The sequence below is a fragment of the Citrobacter sp. wls714 genome (assembly GCF_005281025.1).
Classification (GTDB): Bacteria; Pseudomonadota; Gammaproteobacteria; order Enterobacterales; family Enterobacteriaceae; genus Citrobacter; species Citrobacter werkmanii.
Genome location: NZ_SZWZ01000031.1, coordinates 236,121 through 252,787 on the forward strand (window position 1 = coordinate 236,121; position 16,667 = coordinate 252,787).

General features: G+C 54.1%; 7 protein-coding genes and 4 tRNA genes. 5 read left to right on the forward strand and 6 right to left on the reverse strand.

The window, feature by feature from the left end; translation table 11 throughout:
- Positions 1-57: 57 nt before the first annotated feature.
- The gene (gene mltA, locus FDX11_RS08015; protein WP_137397729.1) at positions 58-1,155 is read right to left on the reverse strand and encodes a murein transglycosylase A; all 1,098 of its coding nucleotides are present in this window, start codon (positions 1,153-1,155) and stop codon (positions 58-60) included.
- A gap of 205 nt (positions 1,156-1,360) precedes the next feature.
- Here mltA and FDX11_RS08020 point away from each other — a divergent pair.
- From FDX11_RS08020 to FDX11_RS08035, 4 genes are all read left to right on the forward strand, one after another.
- A tRNA-Met gene (locus tag FDX11_RS08020) sits at positions 1,361-1,437 on the forward strand.
- A gap of 48 nt (positions 1,438-1,485) precedes the next feature.
- Positions 1,486-1,562 (forward strand) — tRNA-Met (locus FDX11_RS08025).
- A 48-nt stretch (positions 1,563-1,610) separates the two neighbouring features.
- Positions 1,611-1,687 (forward strand) — tRNA-Met (locus FDX11_RS08030).
- A 151-nt stretch (positions 1,688-1,838) separates the two neighbouring features.
- Positions 1,839-1,915, forward strand: a tRNA-Met gene (locus FDX11_RS08035).
- A gap of 75 nt (positions 1,916-1,990) precedes the next feature.
- Here the strand turns inward: FDX11_RS08035 and amiC are convergent.
- Positions 1,991-3,244: an N-acetylmuramoyl-L-alanine amidase AmiC gene (gene amiC / locus FDX11_RS08040; protein WP_042310761.1), complete on the reverse strand. Its 1,254-nt coding sequence runs from the start codon at positions 3,242-3,244 to the stop codon at positions 1,991-1,993.
- 234 nt (positions 3,245-3,478) lie between these two features.
- Here amiC and argA point away from each other — a divergent pair, with 234 nt between their 5' ends.
- Positions 3,479-4,810, forward strand: a complete 1,332-nt coding sequence (gene argA, locus FDX11_RS08045) for an amino-acid N-acetyltransferase (protein WP_061382378.1) — start codon at positions 3,479-3,481, stop codon at positions 4,808-4,810.
- 44 nt (positions 4,811-4,854) lie between these two features.
- Here the strand turns inward: argA and recD are convergent, their stop codons facing one another.
- From recD to recC, 4 genes are all read right to left on the reverse strand, one after another.
- Entirely contained in the window at positions 4,855-6,684 is a 1,830-nt protein-coding gene (gene recD, locus FDX11_RS08050) for an exodeoxyribonuclease V subunit alpha (RefSeq protein WP_137397730.1), read from the reverse strand.
- Positions 6,681-10,226, reverse strand: coding sequence for an exodeoxyribonuclease V subunit beta (gene recB, locus FDX11_RS08055; protein ID WP_137397731.1), 3,546 nt, complete (start codon positions 10,224-10,226; stop codon positions 6,681-6,683). The genes recD and recB overlap by 4 nt, the downstream gene beginning before the upstream one ends.
- Positions 10,219-13,107, reverse strand: a complete 2,889-nt coding sequence (ptrA, locus tag FDX11_RS08060; protein WP_137397732.1) for a pitrilysin — start codon at positions 13,105-13,107, stop codon at positions 10,219-10,221. Before ptrA ends, recB begins: the two co-directional genes overlap by 8 nt.
- 179 nt (positions 13,108-13,286) lie before the next feature.
- A complete protein-coding gene (gene recC, locus FDX11_RS08065) occupies positions 13,287-16,655 on the reverse strand; it encodes an exodeoxyribonuclease V subunit gamma (protein WP_137397733.1) in 3,369 nt (1,122 codons plus the stop codon).
- Between the last annotated feature and the right edge of the window lie 12 nt (positions 16,656-16,667).

Below are 16,667 nucleotides of genomic sequence, written 5' to 3' on the forward strand. Positions count from 1 at the left end.
CAAATTCATTAATACCGAGCAGTATGACTGCCGGATGGCGCTGCCGCCATCAAGCAATTAACCGCTGAACACGTTACCCGCGTTGGCTGCTGTTTTCAGCACCCACACGCGGCCGTAGTGATTATACCACCCGGCACGATGTCCGGCGTCAGCGCCAATGCCCTGATAGATATCAAAGTGCTGGCCTTTAATCGCACCGCCCACGTCCAGCGCCACCATCAGGCGCAGTTCGTACTGACCGGTGAACTTACCGTTATTATCCAGCAAGGGAACTTCCGCCAGTAACGTGGTACCCGCAGGAATGATACTGCGATCAGAAGCCACGGATGCACGGCCAATCAGCGGTACCGCGCTGGCCCCTTTCACCGGCGCAAAAGATTGCGGCTTAAAGAAGACAAACGATGGGTTCTGCTCCAGCAGCTCACGCACTTCGGCCTCGCTGTGCGTTTCTCCCCAGTGGCGAATGGCCTGCATCGACATATCTTCTTTTTTCACTTCGCCACGGTCGATCAACACCTTCCCGATACTGCGATAGGCATGGCCGTTTTTCCCGGCATAGCTAAAGAAGTTAAGCGGGCTTCCGTCGCCAAAATCGATATATCCACTGCCCTGAACATCCATAATAAAGTTGTCCATCAGGGAGTTGCTGTACGCCAGAATGTAACTATCGCTTAGCGCGCCTGCGTAGATCTCGGCACGAGACGGTAAACGCCCGCGTTTTGGCGGCATGCGGTAGATAGGATACTGGAACTCACCCTGACGCGTGTGGCGCGCCTGAATAACCGGAGTGTAATAACCCGTAAACTGGACGTTACCGTAGTTGTCCGCCCCTTCCATTTGCCACGCGTCAATACCAAACTGACGCATGCTGCGCGTATCACCGCCCGCACGTAACCATTGCTGGATAGCGTTGTAGACGTTGCTCTGGTTACCGTACAAACGCGGCGAAGCGCTGCGGATTTGATTAACCTGCTCGGCGAAATCACCGGCATTGATTGGCGCGCCAACCGCATCAGGTTGGTTCACCAAAGAGAAAGGCTGGGTAAATTTCCCGTCTTTATACTGCTGCCCACGATCGGTGGGTTTTGAGGAACACGCGGCGAGCATCGCAACGACAGCTCCCGCCAGAAGATATTTTGCCCAACGTCCTTTCATTATTCTCGTCTTATGTTGCCTGAATGTGAGACGAAGATAACAAACCCCCGTACCTAATGAAATGCGTATGCATACCCGAACGCAAATTTTGCGCAAAAAATAATCCAGAATACGTTGTTTTTGTTCATTTTCACCCTTAAAACGTGATCAAGGTGAAAAAAGGGTTGCATGAAAATGCGAGCAGAGTATAGTGCGCATCCACGGACGCGGGGTGGAGCAGCCTGGTAGCTCGTCGGGCTCATAACCCGAAGGTCGTCAGTTCAAATCTGGCCCCCGCAACCAATTAAAATCAGAAGCAGTAACGTTACTCGATGGAAGAGTAATGACGGACGCGGGGTGGAGCAGCCTGGTAGCTCGTCGGGCTCATAACCCGAAGGTCGTCAGTTCAAATCTGGCCCCCGCAACCAATTAAAATCAGAAGCAGTAACGTTACTCGATGGAAGAGTAATGACGGACGCGGGGTGGAGCAGCCTGGTAGCTCGTCGGGCTCATAACCCGAAGGTCGTCGGTTCAAATCCGGCCCCCGCAACCAATCATATTTGCTGCAATATTTTTGCAAAGTAGTTCGAATCACAGCAAGGCGGCGACGCAGTGAATCCTTAGGAGCTTACTCCAGTAAGTGACTGAGGTGAACGAGGAAAGCCAACGCAGATGTGGTTTGAAATACGAAGCAAAAAGACGGACGCGGGGTGGAGCAGCCTGGTAGCTCGTCGGGCTCATAACCCGAAGGTCGTCGGTTCAAATCCGGCCCCCGCAACCAACATATTAAACACCTTAACGGGTGTTTTTTTGTATCTGTCGTTCGTAAAAAAAAGCGCTTTTCAGCGCTTTTTTGTTATCCCCTTCTCGCCAGCGTCGCGCCATCGGCAAAGTAGGCTTTAATCCCTGCCAGAATCGACTCCGCCACTTCCTGCTGGAAGGTTGCCGTCTTCAGCTTACGCTCTTCTTCGACGTTACTGATAAATGCCGTCTCCACGAGGATAGAGGGAATATCCGGCGCTTTCAGCACCGCGAACCCGGCTTGCTCAACCTGATTCTTATGCAGGTTGTTAATTTTACCGAGCTTATTCAGCACCGCTTTGCCAAACTTCAGGCTGTCGGCGATGGTCAGCGATTGCACCATATCGAACATGGTGTGGTCGACATAACGGTCACCGCTTTTGCTAACGCCACCGATGAGATCCGAGGCGTTCTGGGTTTGGGCCAGATATTTTGCCGCGGTACTGGTCGCCCCTTTCGTGGAGAGCGCAAACACCGACGATCCGCTGGGTTGCCGGCTGGTAAAGGCATCGGCGTGAATAGAGACAAACAGGTCCGCACGCTGTTTCTGCGCTTTCGCCACACGCACTTTTAGCGGAATGAATATATCTTCATTACGCGTCATAAAGACCTTCATGTTGCCCTCTTTCTCAATAAGGGCTCGCAGGCGACGGGCAATTTGCAGTACCACATCTTTTTCACGCGTCTTGTATTTCCCCACCGCACCGGAGTCTTCTCCACCGTGCCCGGGATCCAGCATAATGACAATCGGACGATCGCGCCCCGCTTTACCCGGCTGCGGACCACTTTGCGCAGGCGGCACCTGTTTATCCAGATCGCCCTTGTTGTAATCTTCCAGCAACGCCAGCAGCGGATCCTGAACATCCTGCGCATTGGCAGGATAAAGATCCATGACCAGACGCTCTTTAAAACCGGCTACGGGAGCCAGGGCAAAGAGTTGCGGCTTCACATTCTGTTTCAGCTCGAACACCATCCGCACGGTCTGCGGGTCAAATTGCCCGACTCTCGCCGACTTAATATAGGGATCGTCAGGACGAATCTGCGCGCCGATGCCCTTAAGCACCGAGTTCAAATTAACGCCTTCAATATCGACAACCACACGCTCAGGATTACTCAGGGCAAACTGTTTGTATTTCAGCAAACGGTTAGATTCCACCGTGACGCGGGTATAACTGGACGCGGGCCAGATACGTACGGCAACGACCTGACTCACGGCAGCCAGACCGACCTGACTGACGCTTAAAAGCCACATAGCACCCGCACCTTGCAGTAAACGACGGCGACTGATTGCTGAATTGGATCCCGACATGCTTCTCCCGAGCAAAAGAAATCTTTATTGAAGTAATACGTAAAACGTCCGAATTGACCGGAAACTTTAGCGAATGACGCATAATCTGTCATCTATAAAAGGGTAAACATTCTTTTTATATTCACGGCATTACTGAAAAAAATCTGCGGCATGAGTAAAAATTACGCTTGCGCACGGCGCCAAAACAGAATAAAAATACACAAATTACGAATAATCATGCAATGAGGGTGTGCCGTGGTGAAGGAGCGTAGAACCGAACTGGTACAGGGATTCCGCCATTCTGTTCCCTATATCAATACCCATCGGGGAAAAACGTTTGTCATTATGCTGGGCGGCGAAGCCATCGAGCATGAAAACTTTTCCAGTATCGTCAATGACATTGGGCTTCTTCATAGCCTCGGCATCCGCCTTGTCGTGGTCTATGGCGCACGACCGCAGATTGATGCCAATCTTGCGGCGCATCATCATGAACCGGTGTACCACAAAAATACGCGCGTCACCGACGCTAAAACGCTGGAGCTGGTCAAACAGGCTGCGGGATTACTTCAGCTTGATATTACAGCTCGCCTGTCGATGAGCCTGAATAATACGCCATTGCAGGGTGCGCATATCAATGTGGTCAGCGGGAATTTTATTATCTCCCAGCCGCTGGGCGTTGATGACGGCGTGGACTACTGCCATAGCGGGCGTATTCGTCGTATTGATGAAGAGGCCATTCACCGTCAACTGGACAGTGGCGCGATAGTCCTGATGGGACCAGTCGCCGTTTCCGTTACCGGTGAGAGCTTCAATCTGACGTCAGAAGAGGTCGCCACGCAGTTGGCTATCAAACTGAAAGCGGAGAAAATGATTGGTTTTTGCTCCTCCCAGGGGGTCACCAACGATGATGGCGATATCATTTCCGAATTGTTCCCTAACGAAGCCCAGGCGCGCGTCGAGTCACAGGAAGAGAAAGGTGACTACAGCTCAGGCACGGTGCGCTTCCTGCGCGGTGCGGTGAAAGCTTGTCGCAGTGGCGTACGCCGCTGCCACCTGATCAGCTATCAGGAAGATGGCGCTTTGCTGCAGGAACTGTTCTCCCGCGATGGCATCGGTACGCAAATCGTGATGGAAAGCGCCGAGCAAATTCGCCGCGCCACCATTAACGATATCGGCGGCATTCTGGAGCTCATCCGTCCGTTGGAACAACAAGGCATTCTGGTCCGCCGCTCCCGCGAACAACTGGAAATGGAGATCGACAAATTCACCATTATTCAGCGCGATAACCTGACTATCGCCTGCGCCGCTCTGTACCCTTTCCCGGAAGAGAGGATTGGCGAAATGGCGTGTGTGGCGGTACATCCGGACTACCGTAGTTCGTCACGCGGGGAAGTATTGCTGGAGCGGATCGCCGCGCAGGCCCGGCAAATGGGGCTGAGTAAGCTGTTCGTACTGACCACCCGCAGCATCCACTGGTTCCAGGAGCGCGGCTTCACGCCGGTGGATATCGACCTGCTGCCGGAAAGCAAGAAAGAGATGTACAACTATCAGCGGCGCTCAAAAGTGCTGATGGCGGATTTGGGGTAAGCGTGGTTGCCGGATGCGGCATAACAGCCTCATCCGGCCTACAGCTACATCAGGCCGTCATTAAATAATGCTGATAGCCCGCTGCGGCGTTCGGTACGCATGACAATTGCCCCGCCCAATATTCGTTCATCGGCATACAGCGACAAACGGCGGCGCGCGCGGGTTACGGCAGTATAGACCAGCTCGCGGGTAACCACAGGGGAATGCTGGCTGGGTAAAATCAACGCCGCATGGTCAAACTCAGATCCCTGCGATTTATGTACCGTCATCGCCCAGGTGGTTTCATGCTCAGGCAAGCGGCTGGGTTGCACCGACTTAATCGAACCGTCCGGCAGCGCAAACCACACCCTCAACCCTTGTCCACGCTCGAGGGCAATGCCAATATCACCGTTAAATAACCCCAGCGAACTGTCATTGCGCGAAATCATCACCGGCCTTCCCTCATACCAACGACTGTGCGTCGAACGGCGAATTTTACGTTTTTGCGTCATCACCTGCTCAATGCGTTCATTCAAACCGCCAACGCCAAACGGGCCTTCCCGCAAAGCGCATAACAGCTGATACTCATTGAAGGCCTGAATGATGGCATCCGGCGCGGCGCCCTCGTGCAGTAAATCCAGGTAGTGCCCATAACCGGCCAGCGCCTCATCCAGCATCGCGGCGTAATCTTCACTGCTGTGTAACGTGCGTTTTTCGATATCGCTGAATCCCTGCTGGAAAACCGTTTTTACCGCAGCTTTGTCACCGCGATTAATCGCAGCAGCCAATTGACCGATCCCAGAGTCACTGCCAAAACGGTAGCTTTTTTGCAGCAGACACAAGCTGTCACGCAACGCCGCCGCCTGGGTACCCGTTCCCGCCGGAATAGCGCTACCGGTCAGGCGACTAAGCTGCCGGGCACGTTCCGGGGTGAATCCTTCGCTGACAAAAGCACAAATATCCCCGAGCACCGCCCCCGCCTCGACGGAGGCAAGCTGGTCACGATCGCCGAGAAAAATCACCCGCCCGTGCGATGGCAGGGCATCGATAAGGCGCGACATCATCGGCAAATCAATCATCGAGGCTTCATCCACCACCAGCACATCCACATGCAGCGGATTCCCCGCGTGATGACGCAGACGCTGGCTGCCAGGCTGAGCGCCTAATAACCGATGCAGCGTACTGGCATCATCGGGAATGCGTTTCTTTTGCTCATCGGTAAGCGGCAGTTCTCGCAGCGCCGCCCCCAGCGAGGCGGTCAGACGCGCAGCCGCTTTTCCCGTTGGCGCCGCCAGACGAATACGGCAGCGTTCACCGTCCGCCATCTGGATCAACGCCGCCAGAAGCCTCGCGACCGTTGTCGTTTTTCCAGTACCCGGTCCGCCGGAGATCACTGATATACGGCGGGTCAGCGCCACAGCAGCGGCCACCTTTTGCCAGTTAACGCCTTCCGATGATGGAAACAGTGCCTCCAGCGTGTCGGTCAGCCGTTGTTCATCCACCTCAATAGCGTGGTTAACTTCACTGAAAAAACGTGCCACCGCGCGTTCGTTATGCCACATGCGGTTCAGATATAAACGATCGCCGTACAGCACCAGCGGGGTCGGTTGCTCGCCACGGCTTACTGCCCCGGAGGCCAGCAAACATTCAGCCCAGTCTTCAGGCTCGCCCATCTCAGCAAGCCAGGCGCTTAACAGAGGATGAGCATCTTCGCGTAAGGATAATCGCGAAAGCGGTAAGCAGACGTGCCCTTCTCCCGCTTCGCGGCTGAGCAATGCCGCAGCCAGCGCAACCGCAGGATTGTCATTTCCGGCAACTGCCAGCGCAAACTGGGCATCCAGAGGCCGGAGCTGTTTTTGCTCAACGGCTTGCAGTAATCGTTTCTGGATTGTCATGACATCTCCTCCAGCTCCGCACCGGCAAACATCTCATCCATCAAAGCGATCAATTCTCCGTCTGGTCGGGTGGCGTAAATACCCTGCTGCGGATCCTCACCATCAACGCCCCGCAGGAAAAGATAGATGACGCCGCCAAAATGGCGTTCATAATCGTAATCACTGATGCGGTGGCGTAAGTAGCGATGCAGCGCCAGGGTATAAAGTTGATATTGCAGGTCGTAGCGATGCGCCTGCATAGCTGAGGCCATCGCCTGCTGCGTGTAGGCTGCGCTGTCTTCACCCAGCCAGTTAGATTTGTAATCAAGCAGGTAATAACGCCCCTGATGACGAAACACCAGGTCAATAAACCCTTTTAGCATGCCGCGTACCTGCATAAAATCCAACGCAGGGCAGCCCGCTGAGAGCGGATCGTATTTACGGATTAACGCATCAAGTCGGCTGGCCATCAGCGGCTGCGAAATCGGCAGATAAAACTCCATCTCCACCTGTTTTTCACGCGCGGAAAGTTGGCTCAAACTGACGCCCGTTTCGTTAAGAGGCGCCTGCAAAATGGTGTCCAGCCATGCGGTCAAAACCGGCGTCCAATGCGCGTCATAACCACCCAACGCCAGTTTTTCTTCGACCCAACATGGATCTACCGGTTGGGTAAAATCAAGGTCCTCAAACAGGCTATGCAAAAACGTGCCCGGCGAGGCGCCGCGCGGAAATTGATGCGGGGTGAGTCCTGACTCCGCAATGACCTCGCCAACGCCTGCGGCATCAACATCCAGGCGCGGGATCAGATCCTGCGCGATTCCATGTCCGCGCTGTTGCAGGCCGGAATAACTGGTCACGCGCCAGCCGTCGCCGGGGGTACGTTGCAGTGTTCTCACACTCAATGTGGCGCTGACCGGCTGTGCAACCTGCCAGCGCTCACCGTCAGGTTGACCTGGCGTCAGGCAGGCAATATCGTCGCAACCCAGCGCTTCAATCGCGCCACGCAGACCCACGGAATCCATTGGCTCACCTTTTTGCAACAGACGGCCAAGGGCGCTCTGATGCACATCGGTATCCCCTTTTTTATCGCCCCGACGACGTACCAACGGCGCAACGCCAAGGCTGCAGTGCCATACCGAACGGGTTAGCGCAACGTAGAGCAAGCGCAGGTCTTCCGCCAGGCGTTCAGCCTCTGCCAGCTCAACGCTCTCCCTGGCGTCACTGAGATCCAGTACCGCTTCAAAGGAGCTGCGATCGTGGTAGAACGCTTGATCCTGGACGCGGAAATTCGTGATAAACGGCAGCCAGACCAGCGGATATTCCAGCCCTTTCGATTTATGAATAGTCACGATTTGTACCAGATGCTTGTCGCTTTCCAGTCTGAGCTGCTGGCTGGACGCATTGCTGTCCGGTTCAAGAATATGCTGGGACAACCAGCGCACCAGCGCATGCTCGCTTTCCAGTTGCGATCCCGCTTCCTGGAGCAGTTCGCTGATATGTAAAATATCAGTCAGGCGGCGTTCGCCCCCTGCCGTAGCCAGTAAATTTTCCGCAATCTGGCGGTTTGTCATCAGCGCACGCAGCATCGGCATGACGCCGCGTTTATGCCAGATTTGACGATAGCCATCGAATTCTTCAACTACCGCATCCCAGGCATTCTCGTCGTTATTTAATGCTTCAATATCCTGCGCATTCAGCCCCATCATTGAGGTCGCCAGCGCGCTGCGCAGCGTGTTTTCCCGTTCTGGCGTCATCACCCCTTGCAGCATCCACAGCAATTCCTGCGCTTCCAGCGTTTCAAATACGCTGTCACGGTTGGAAAGGTAGACGGAGGGAATCGCCAGTTGCGTCAGGGCATCGCGGACCAGCGCCGCCTCCTGGCGGCTACGAACCAGTACGCTAATGTCTGAGGCGCGTACCGGCCTGGATGCTTTACCGCTCACCAGTTGCGCATCACCAGAGTGTCCGGCCTTAAGCCAGTCGCGAATTTGCGTTGCGCACACCTGCGCCATGTAGTTCTGGTAGTCGCCTACGCCACAACTTTCCCCTTCCATCAGCCACATACTCATTGCGGGCTGCGTTTCACCATGTAAAACAAACCGTAGCGACTGGTTTTTCTCTGCAAATTTTACCGGGCTAAAGGGGATTTCGCGGAACATAAAGGCGTCGTCCATCTGGCTGAAAAGCGTATTCACGCTATTGACCATGCCGGGGGCAGAACGCCAGTTGGTGTCGAGCGTATAATGCGCGCTGACTTCGCTGCGCGCCTTCATATAGGTGAAGATATCCGCGCCGCGAAACGCATAAATAGCCTGTTTGGGATCGCCAATCAGCAGCAGCGCGGTCTCTGGCTGATGCTGCCAGATCCGGCGGAATATGCGGTACTGCTGCGGATCGGTATCCTGAAATTCATCGATCATCGCGACCGGGAAACGGGTACGGATAGCCGCCGCCAGCGCATCGCCGCTTTCACTGCGCAACGCCGCATCCAGACGGCTGAGCATATCGTCAAAGCCAAGCTCTCCGCGTCGGCGCTTCTCTTCGGCAACCGCGGTGCGGATTTCCGCCAGCGCCCGGGTAATCACCAGATCGCGGAGAGTTAACGGTTCGCTAAGCAGTTCATCAATGGCGACGAAAAGCGGGTGCCGAGGCGTTACGCCACCCGCTTTGGTGCGCTCTTGCAGAAAACGCTGTGAAAATTTCTCCAGCGCGTCAGGAAGCTGGTAACTCTGGGTTTCTTCCTGCGCCCATGCGCTGATCTTTTCGATCCACTTACCCTGGTTACCGCGATTAAATTTACGCCGGTCGATCCCGGAGGCTTCCAGCAGACCGTCAAGCTCATCAACGGAATCACGCCATTGCTGCTTAATCAGGTTAATGCGGACGAGAATTTGTTCGTGCCGGGAGGCCAGCGTTTCGTCATCTGGCGGCGGAGCCTTGATTACCGGCGCTTCACCCTGCAGATAGCGATTGATATCACTCAATAGCGCCTGAGGACCTTTCCACGTTTCAAAAATAACCTGCGCAATGTCGCGGGACAACGGATAGCAATGCCGCCGCCAGAAGTCCGCGCACGCCTGATAACGCAGCAGTGATTCGTCTTCAATCAGTTGCTGTTCAAACAGCATGCCTGACTCAAAGGCGTTGAGGCTGAGCATGCGCTGACAAAAACCGTGAATGGTAAACACCGCCGCTTCATCCATCTGTCTTTCAGCCAATAGCAGCCACTGGGCGGCCTGTTTTTTATCGGCTATTTCGTCTAACAAACGAGCATATAGCGGGTTGTCGGTGGTTTCGCGCAGACAGGCAATGCGCAGCTCATGAATGTTGCTACGAATTCGGCCACGCAGCTCTTCGGTGGCCGCCTCGGTGAAGGTGACCACGAGCAGTTCTTCGACGGTCAGAGGACGTGGAAAGGCGGCAGAGCCGCCCAGTCCAAGCAGTAAACGTAAATACAGGGCGGCGATGGTAAAGGTTTTACCGGTGCCCGCAGAGGCTTCAATCAGGCGCTCGCCCGTCAGGGGCAAGCGCAGTGGATCAAGGGACTCAGCGGCATCATTCATTCTTGTCACTCATCAGGGGTAAGGTTTGCTGCAACGCGCTGACGGTCTGCCACACTTTCCAGCCTTCCGGGCGCACGTATTCTGCTTTCCCGTTCTGACTGCCGGAAACCTGTGACAGTATCGCCATGCCTTGCGGCTCAACCACCGCCTGATGGAAGAAGTCGGCAAGTTTTTGCGGCGTCAGCAGTTTAATCTGAGCCACTATTTTATCACGTGAATCAAAGCGCATATTGCCGCGATCAAAATCTTTGCTTAACTGTGAGGCTTCTTCCCCCAGCGTTTGCGGCGCCTGTAGCATTTGCGCAATGATCGCCTGCTGAATTTGCGCAAACTCTTCCGGTTTCATTGCCCGCAGCTTCGCTTCCGCCGTCGGGAAAAATGCTTTATAACGCTCCCAGAGGTAAGACGGTTGCTTATCACTGCTTTGTAACAGGAACCCCATCCCCCACTGACGACCAACGCTCATCGGGAAAGCAAATACGGCGTAGCCTAACTGCTCTTCAGTACGCAATTGATTGTAAAACCACGGCTGAACAATTTGCCCTAACATGGCGCTGTAGGCTGAACTGCTGTATTCGTCATAGCCAGTTGGCACAAATACCGCCGCCAGCGCAGAATCCGTGCTGCTGCCCGCTTTCTCAAAGATGACGGACTGCTTCTTGTCCACGACCACTTCTTTGTTCCGGCACCACTGCGAACCATTCGCGCCAAGCTGTTTCTGAATATCCTGCGCCATGGTTGTAGCCTGAGCTTTGCTCATATTACCTACCACCAGGAATTCAGGCCGCGCCCCCGCTTTTAAAGCATCGCGGTAGGACATCACCTCTTTCAACGTAATGGATGGCAATAACGCGCGACGTTCATCGCGTGGGAAATAGGGCACCTGAGACAGCATTTGCACCGGCATAATCGCCTGATCGTAGGCTTTACCTTTTTCCGCAGAGTCCATCATCTGAGCGTACCAGGATTTCGCCTGTGCCAGTTGTTCATCCGTTGAGGTGTAGCTGAAATAACCGCTCAATAAAGCCTGAAAAAGCTGCGGCAGACGTTGAGTGTAGCCATTAGCGTTAAGCATCAGACCATTGTTAGCGTTGGTCGAAAAACCTATTCCACCCACCGATGCCTGGTTGCTTAACTGATCGAGCGCGATTCCCGCCAGGTAATCGTTCAGGGCGAATAATACCTGGTTGCGCGCGCTGTCCATCGCTTTCGGGTTACGCAGGATCACGCTGACATCAGCCTTCGGCTCGCTGGCAAAATACTGGCTCGGCGCATACACCACGCGCAAATCCGGCTCATCGACGATCAGTTCCGGGTGAGCGTATTTTTTATCCGCTTTGATCAGCGTGAAATCATCCGGAATGTAGGGGTTCAGCTCTGGCAAAGACAGCGCAATGCCCTGTGCTTTTTGCTGCCAGTCAGCAAAGGTTTTGTCGCTGATTTTGTCCACCTGATAAGGCGCATCGACAAAATAAGCGGTTTTATTATGCGGTTCTTTCGCGCTGATATACCAGATACGCGCATTCTGCGGCGTCATCATTGCCAGACGTTGCGCAATGGCTTGCGCATCATATTGGTCGGCAATATTCACCGCATCCAACGTATGCTCGACGGGAACGCGGATCATGGTATCAGCCAGCCATTCCACGTAGTCCATATCACGAGTGATTGAAGGATAACGGAAATCGAGATCCAGCACGTGCGCCAGTTCGTTAAAGTAGCGTTTATCGACGCCTTTCTCACGTAACAGATTGAGATAGCTAAAGATGGCCGCAACAACTTCATCGCGGTTCGCCAACCCTTTGTCGGTTAACGTCGCAGAAATGGCTAACACCCCGCTGTTGCCATTCACCACCGGATCGGAATCGGCGCGAATGCCCTCCACCAGCCCCTGTTTTTGCAGCCAGTCGGACAGCGTACCAGGACTACGATTGCCAATCAGGTAGGTTATCAGTTCATCCGTTTTACTGCGGAACTGCGCGCTGTTGTTATCGATACGAAACTCGACGCGCAGGACTTTACGCGGCATCGCCGGCACATAGTGGATGATGATGCCTTTCTGCGCGTCGGTGACAACCGGTACGGTGATTTCCGGTTTTTCGATATTTCTGTTCGGTACGCGGCCGAAAGTATCAGCGGCTATCCGCGCCAGCTCTGGCAATGGTTTATTGCTATAAATCACCGCCTTCATTAGGTTCGCGGAGTAGTATTTTTCATGAAATTTTTGTAAGGCCAGCACCACCGGGTTACCCGGTTTATCGCTTAATGTCTCCAGATTTCCGCCGGAGAAACGCGAGCCAGGGTGCGCCGGGTTGATCGTCTCAGCGCTGACCTGCGCCATACGCATCCCATCCCGGGTACGCGCCAGCGTCAGCTCGGAGTTCACCGCGTTACGCTCGCGATCGGCATATTTTTTATCCAGCAACGGATCGGCGATCGCGTCCGCCAGTCGATCCACCGCCCCCACCAACGCGTCGTTTTCGACTTCAAGATAAAAAGCCGTACGGTAAGGTGCTGTGCTGGCGTTGTGGCTGCCGCCATGCATTTTCAGGAATTCAGCCAGGCTGTCGGGCTGCGGGTATTTTTTCGAGCCCATCAGACACATGTGTTCGAGATAATGCGCCAGCCCCTGATGATCGTCCGGATCTTCCAGCGAGCCAACAGGCACCACCAGTGCTGAAAGGGATTTCACGGCCTGCGGATCGGATACCAGTAACACGACCATGCCGTTATCAAGGCGCACGGCCTGATACTGGCGGGTATCTTTATCGCTTTTACGGATGGTTTCAGCTAAAGGCTGCCAACCGGTATCTGCCTGACTTACGGGAACCCAAAGGGCGACGAACAACAATAATGCGCTGAACCAGGTGCTGCGGGGCATTCACAAACCTCATCATTAACGTATTCACCTGTTCACTGCAAACCACGTATCAATACGTGACCTGAACAGGGCAAGACTTTGTGCTGAACAAGTCAGCATCTTCTCTTTGTAAGAATCAGTCCGTGACAGAATGCGCATCATAGTGGAAGCTATCGAATTGCGCAATTTTTATACAACCATCAGGACTGGTTAAAGCGAAAAATCGGTAACAGATAGCGCTGTGACTGTAAAACAATGCGTTCCAGCGTCTCGGCATCCAGTTGACGCCACAGGCGCTGATACCAGATATCATCGCCTTCGCCACGAACCATCATGTTGCCTTCATAAGCCTGCAAAAACTTACTGCGCGCTTTTTGCAGCGTATCGTCGTCATCTAACATGGCATCATTTGCAGCGTCATAACAGGTTTTTATCCATGCGCCGCCGCTTTCCGGTAATACCAACAATGGCGATGACATGCCTTCCCGATATCCCTCAATGAGTTGCGACAAATACAACAGCGCCTGTTCTGCCTCCAGTGGCGGAAAACGCCATTCTCCGTCTTTACGCAGGAACAGCCGGCTCTCTCCCGTACCGCCACTGGCACAATAGACAAGATGTTCCAGCCAAAGTTGCACTCCCTGCGCAATGCTTATCAAAGATGGACGCCAGCGCAACAAACCGTCCTCTTGCACCTGCGGCAGCCAACCGGTGATTTGCACGCCGTTACAGTTAAGATCGATCTCCATACTCTGACAGGGCTGACGACAGGCGATAATGCGTTCAGCCAGCGACTGCATCTCCTGACGCTGCGTATCCCACAGAATTTCACCAAACGGCCCATAGGGCAGCACACCTGCCGCACGAAAACGGCGAAACAGTTGTTCAGCATCGTTCTCTTCAACCAGCGTATTAAGCAATTGCTGATTAAGCTGATAGCGAGTTAATCCTTCCAGAACAAAAGGTTCCGTTTCCGGAATTTCACTTTCTTCAGAGCGAAAATTGACCTGTAAACGCATCTGGAAAAAGGCCCGTACCGGATGAGCCCAAAAACGCTGTAGCGTTTCCAGCGTTAACGTGGCTGGCATTTCAAAGGGGAGAGGCTGCACAAAATCCGTGTGCGCTTTTCCTGACAAGCTCGCCGCAGGCAGCCACTCCCGGACGTAGCTTTGCTGTTCGCCGGGCTGATAGTTTTGTGCGTCAAAAGGCATGCGGGTATGCAGACGGGTAATGTGCGCTTTTACCCTGGCCTCGCTTTGATCGCAGGTCAACGATTCATCGCCCGGCAGATAATGGCTTTGCCCGATGTAATCCATCAGTTCCTGCACTAATACCGACGGAAAGCGTTCGCTGTTGTCCTGAATTGAGCGGCCAATGTAGCTGATGTAGAGCGTTTGCTGCGCCGAAATTAACGCTTCGAGGAACAGATAACGGTCATCATCGCGACGGCTGCGATCGCCCCGCATCGGTTTTTGGCTCATCAGATCAAAGCCCAGCGGCGCAAGCTGACGCGGATAAACGCCATCGTTCATACCCAGCAGACACACAACCTTAAAAGGAATGGAGCGCATCGGCATCAGCGTACAAATGTTAACAGGCCCCGCCAGGAAGCGCTGGCTAATGCGTTCCTGGTCGAGACGCTGCGCCAGCTCATCACGTAGCAAGGAAAGCGGTACGGCATCACCATACTCAGCCCCCAGTCCTTCACTAATAATTGCCTGCCACTGCTGTTCAATCAGCGTCATCGCCGCTTCGGTATCCGCATCCGGCAGGAAGAAATCATTAAGCATGTCCCGACAAACGGGTAGCCACTCTTCCAGCGGGCGCTCCTGCGCCAGTCCACGACGCCAGAGATTAAGCTGCATCAGCAACGAGGCCAGATGCCCTACCAGCTCGGCAATCAAACCGCTCGACTCATCGTAGGGCAATACCGATTGCCACTCGCCCTGGGCGCTTTCCATCGCATAGCCGAGCAGCATGCGCGTTAAACCAAATTGCCAGGTATGCTGACCCGTTGGCGGCAGTTCCAGCTCGCGCACGTTATCGTCGTCAATTCCCCAGCGAATACCTGATTCATTGACCCACAAACGAAGATAGCGCAGACCTTCTTCATCAATATTGAAACGTGCCGCCAGCACGGGTACATCCAGTAATGCCAGCACATCCTCAGAGACAAAACGGCTATCCGGCAGCGAAAGCAGACTGATAAAGGCCTGTAAGACGGGATGGGACTGGCGTGCCCGACGGTCGGAAATCGCATAGGGTAAGTAACGGTCGGCTGGCGCGCTGCCAAAAACCGCCTGAATGAACGGGCTATAGCTGTCGATATCCGCCACCATCACGATAATGTCGCGCGGCGTCAGCGTGGGATCTGCTTCCAGCATTGCCAGCAGTCGGTCATGAAGAATTTCCACTTCACGCTGAGGGCTATGGCAGACATGGAAAGTCACGCTGGTGTCGTTCGCATCAAGCAGCCGTTTGTTGTCGCTCCGGGAATACTCGTCCAGCGTAACGCCCGCCACGGCCCGGCTTTGTAACTCGAGAATATCCGACTGAATGTTATGCAAAAGATTGTCTGGGGTTATATCGACAAACGCATCCAGCTCCTGGCTGTTTTCCAGTTCTGAAAGCAGATAAATATAATCACGTCCCAACTTGCCCCACGAGGCTAACATCGGGTTGCCTACGTCCTGCTCACCATCACTGTTAAACAATCCTGCCGCATTCTGAGTATCACGAAACAGCGGCAGGTGACGTTCTTCAAAACTGTGCCGACGCTGACGCGCCAGCAGCTTTGCCAGCCAGGCGGGATCTTTAATGTCACCCCAATAGTAGCGACAAGGGTTGGTAAATAGCAGATGAATATCAATATGCTTACCCAACGCCTGCAATGCCTGCAGGTAAACCGGCGGTAGCGCCGAAATTCCGCAAATAAAGACGCGAGAAGGCAGCCCCTGCGGACATTCAGACGCATTTTCCAGGGTGTGAATAAATCGCTGATATAAATTGGCACGATGCCAGCGCGGTTGGCCCAGTTCAGCGGTGTATTCCACCAGTGCTTTCCACAACGGTGCCTGCCATGCCTGAGCCTCGCCGAGTCCTTCAATCTGGCGCTCCGCTTCCCACTGAGTTAACCAGTCAGGGCGATAAACTAAATACTGATCGAAAAGGTCCGCCGCGCGTGCGGAGAGTTGAAACAGCTTACGTTTATCGGTGTCGTCCGTCAGATAGTGTCGCAGCAGTGCGAAGTCATCGTTATCCAGCAACTGCGGCAGCAGAGTCATTAACTTCCAACTCATGCTCTGTTTGCTGAACGCGCTCTCTTTCGGGATATCCGGCAACACGCGCACAAACATATCCCAGATAAAACTCGCGGGCAGCGGGAAATCGATGTTGGCGGCGATACCAAATTTCTGTGCAAGGGTCATCTGTAGCCACTGCGCCATACCGGTACTTTGCACCAGGATCATTTCCGGTTCAAAGGGGTCGTCCAACCGCTCGCGCTCAACGATAAACTCCATTAACGCTTCCAGCACATCCAGACGATTGGAGTGATAGACCCTTAACATAGCGGCTCCTGA

Coding starts and splice junctions, on each gene's coding strand:
- mltA (WP_137397729.1), bottom strand. CDS start 1,155: ATGAAAGGACGTTGGGCAAAATATCTTCTGGCGGGAGCTGTCGTTGCG.
- amiC (WP_042310761.1), bottom strand. CDS start 3,244: ATGTCGGGATCCAATTCAGCAATCAGTCGCCGTCGTTTACTGCAAGGT.
- recD (WP_137397730.1), bottom strand. CDS start 6,684: ATGACAATCCAGAAACGATTACTGCAAGCCGTTGAGCAAAAACAGCTC.
- recB (WP_137397731.1), bottom strand. CDS start 10,226: ATGAATGATGCCGCTGAGTCCCTTGATCCACTGCGCTTGCCCCTGACG.
- ptrA (WP_137397732.1), bottom strand. CDS start 13,107: ATGCCCCGCAGCACCTGGTTCAGCGCATTATTGTTGTTCGTCGCCCTT.
- recC (WP_137397733.1), bottom strand. CDS start 16,655: ATGTTAAGGGTCTATCACTCCAATCGTCTGGATGTGCTGGAAGCGTTA.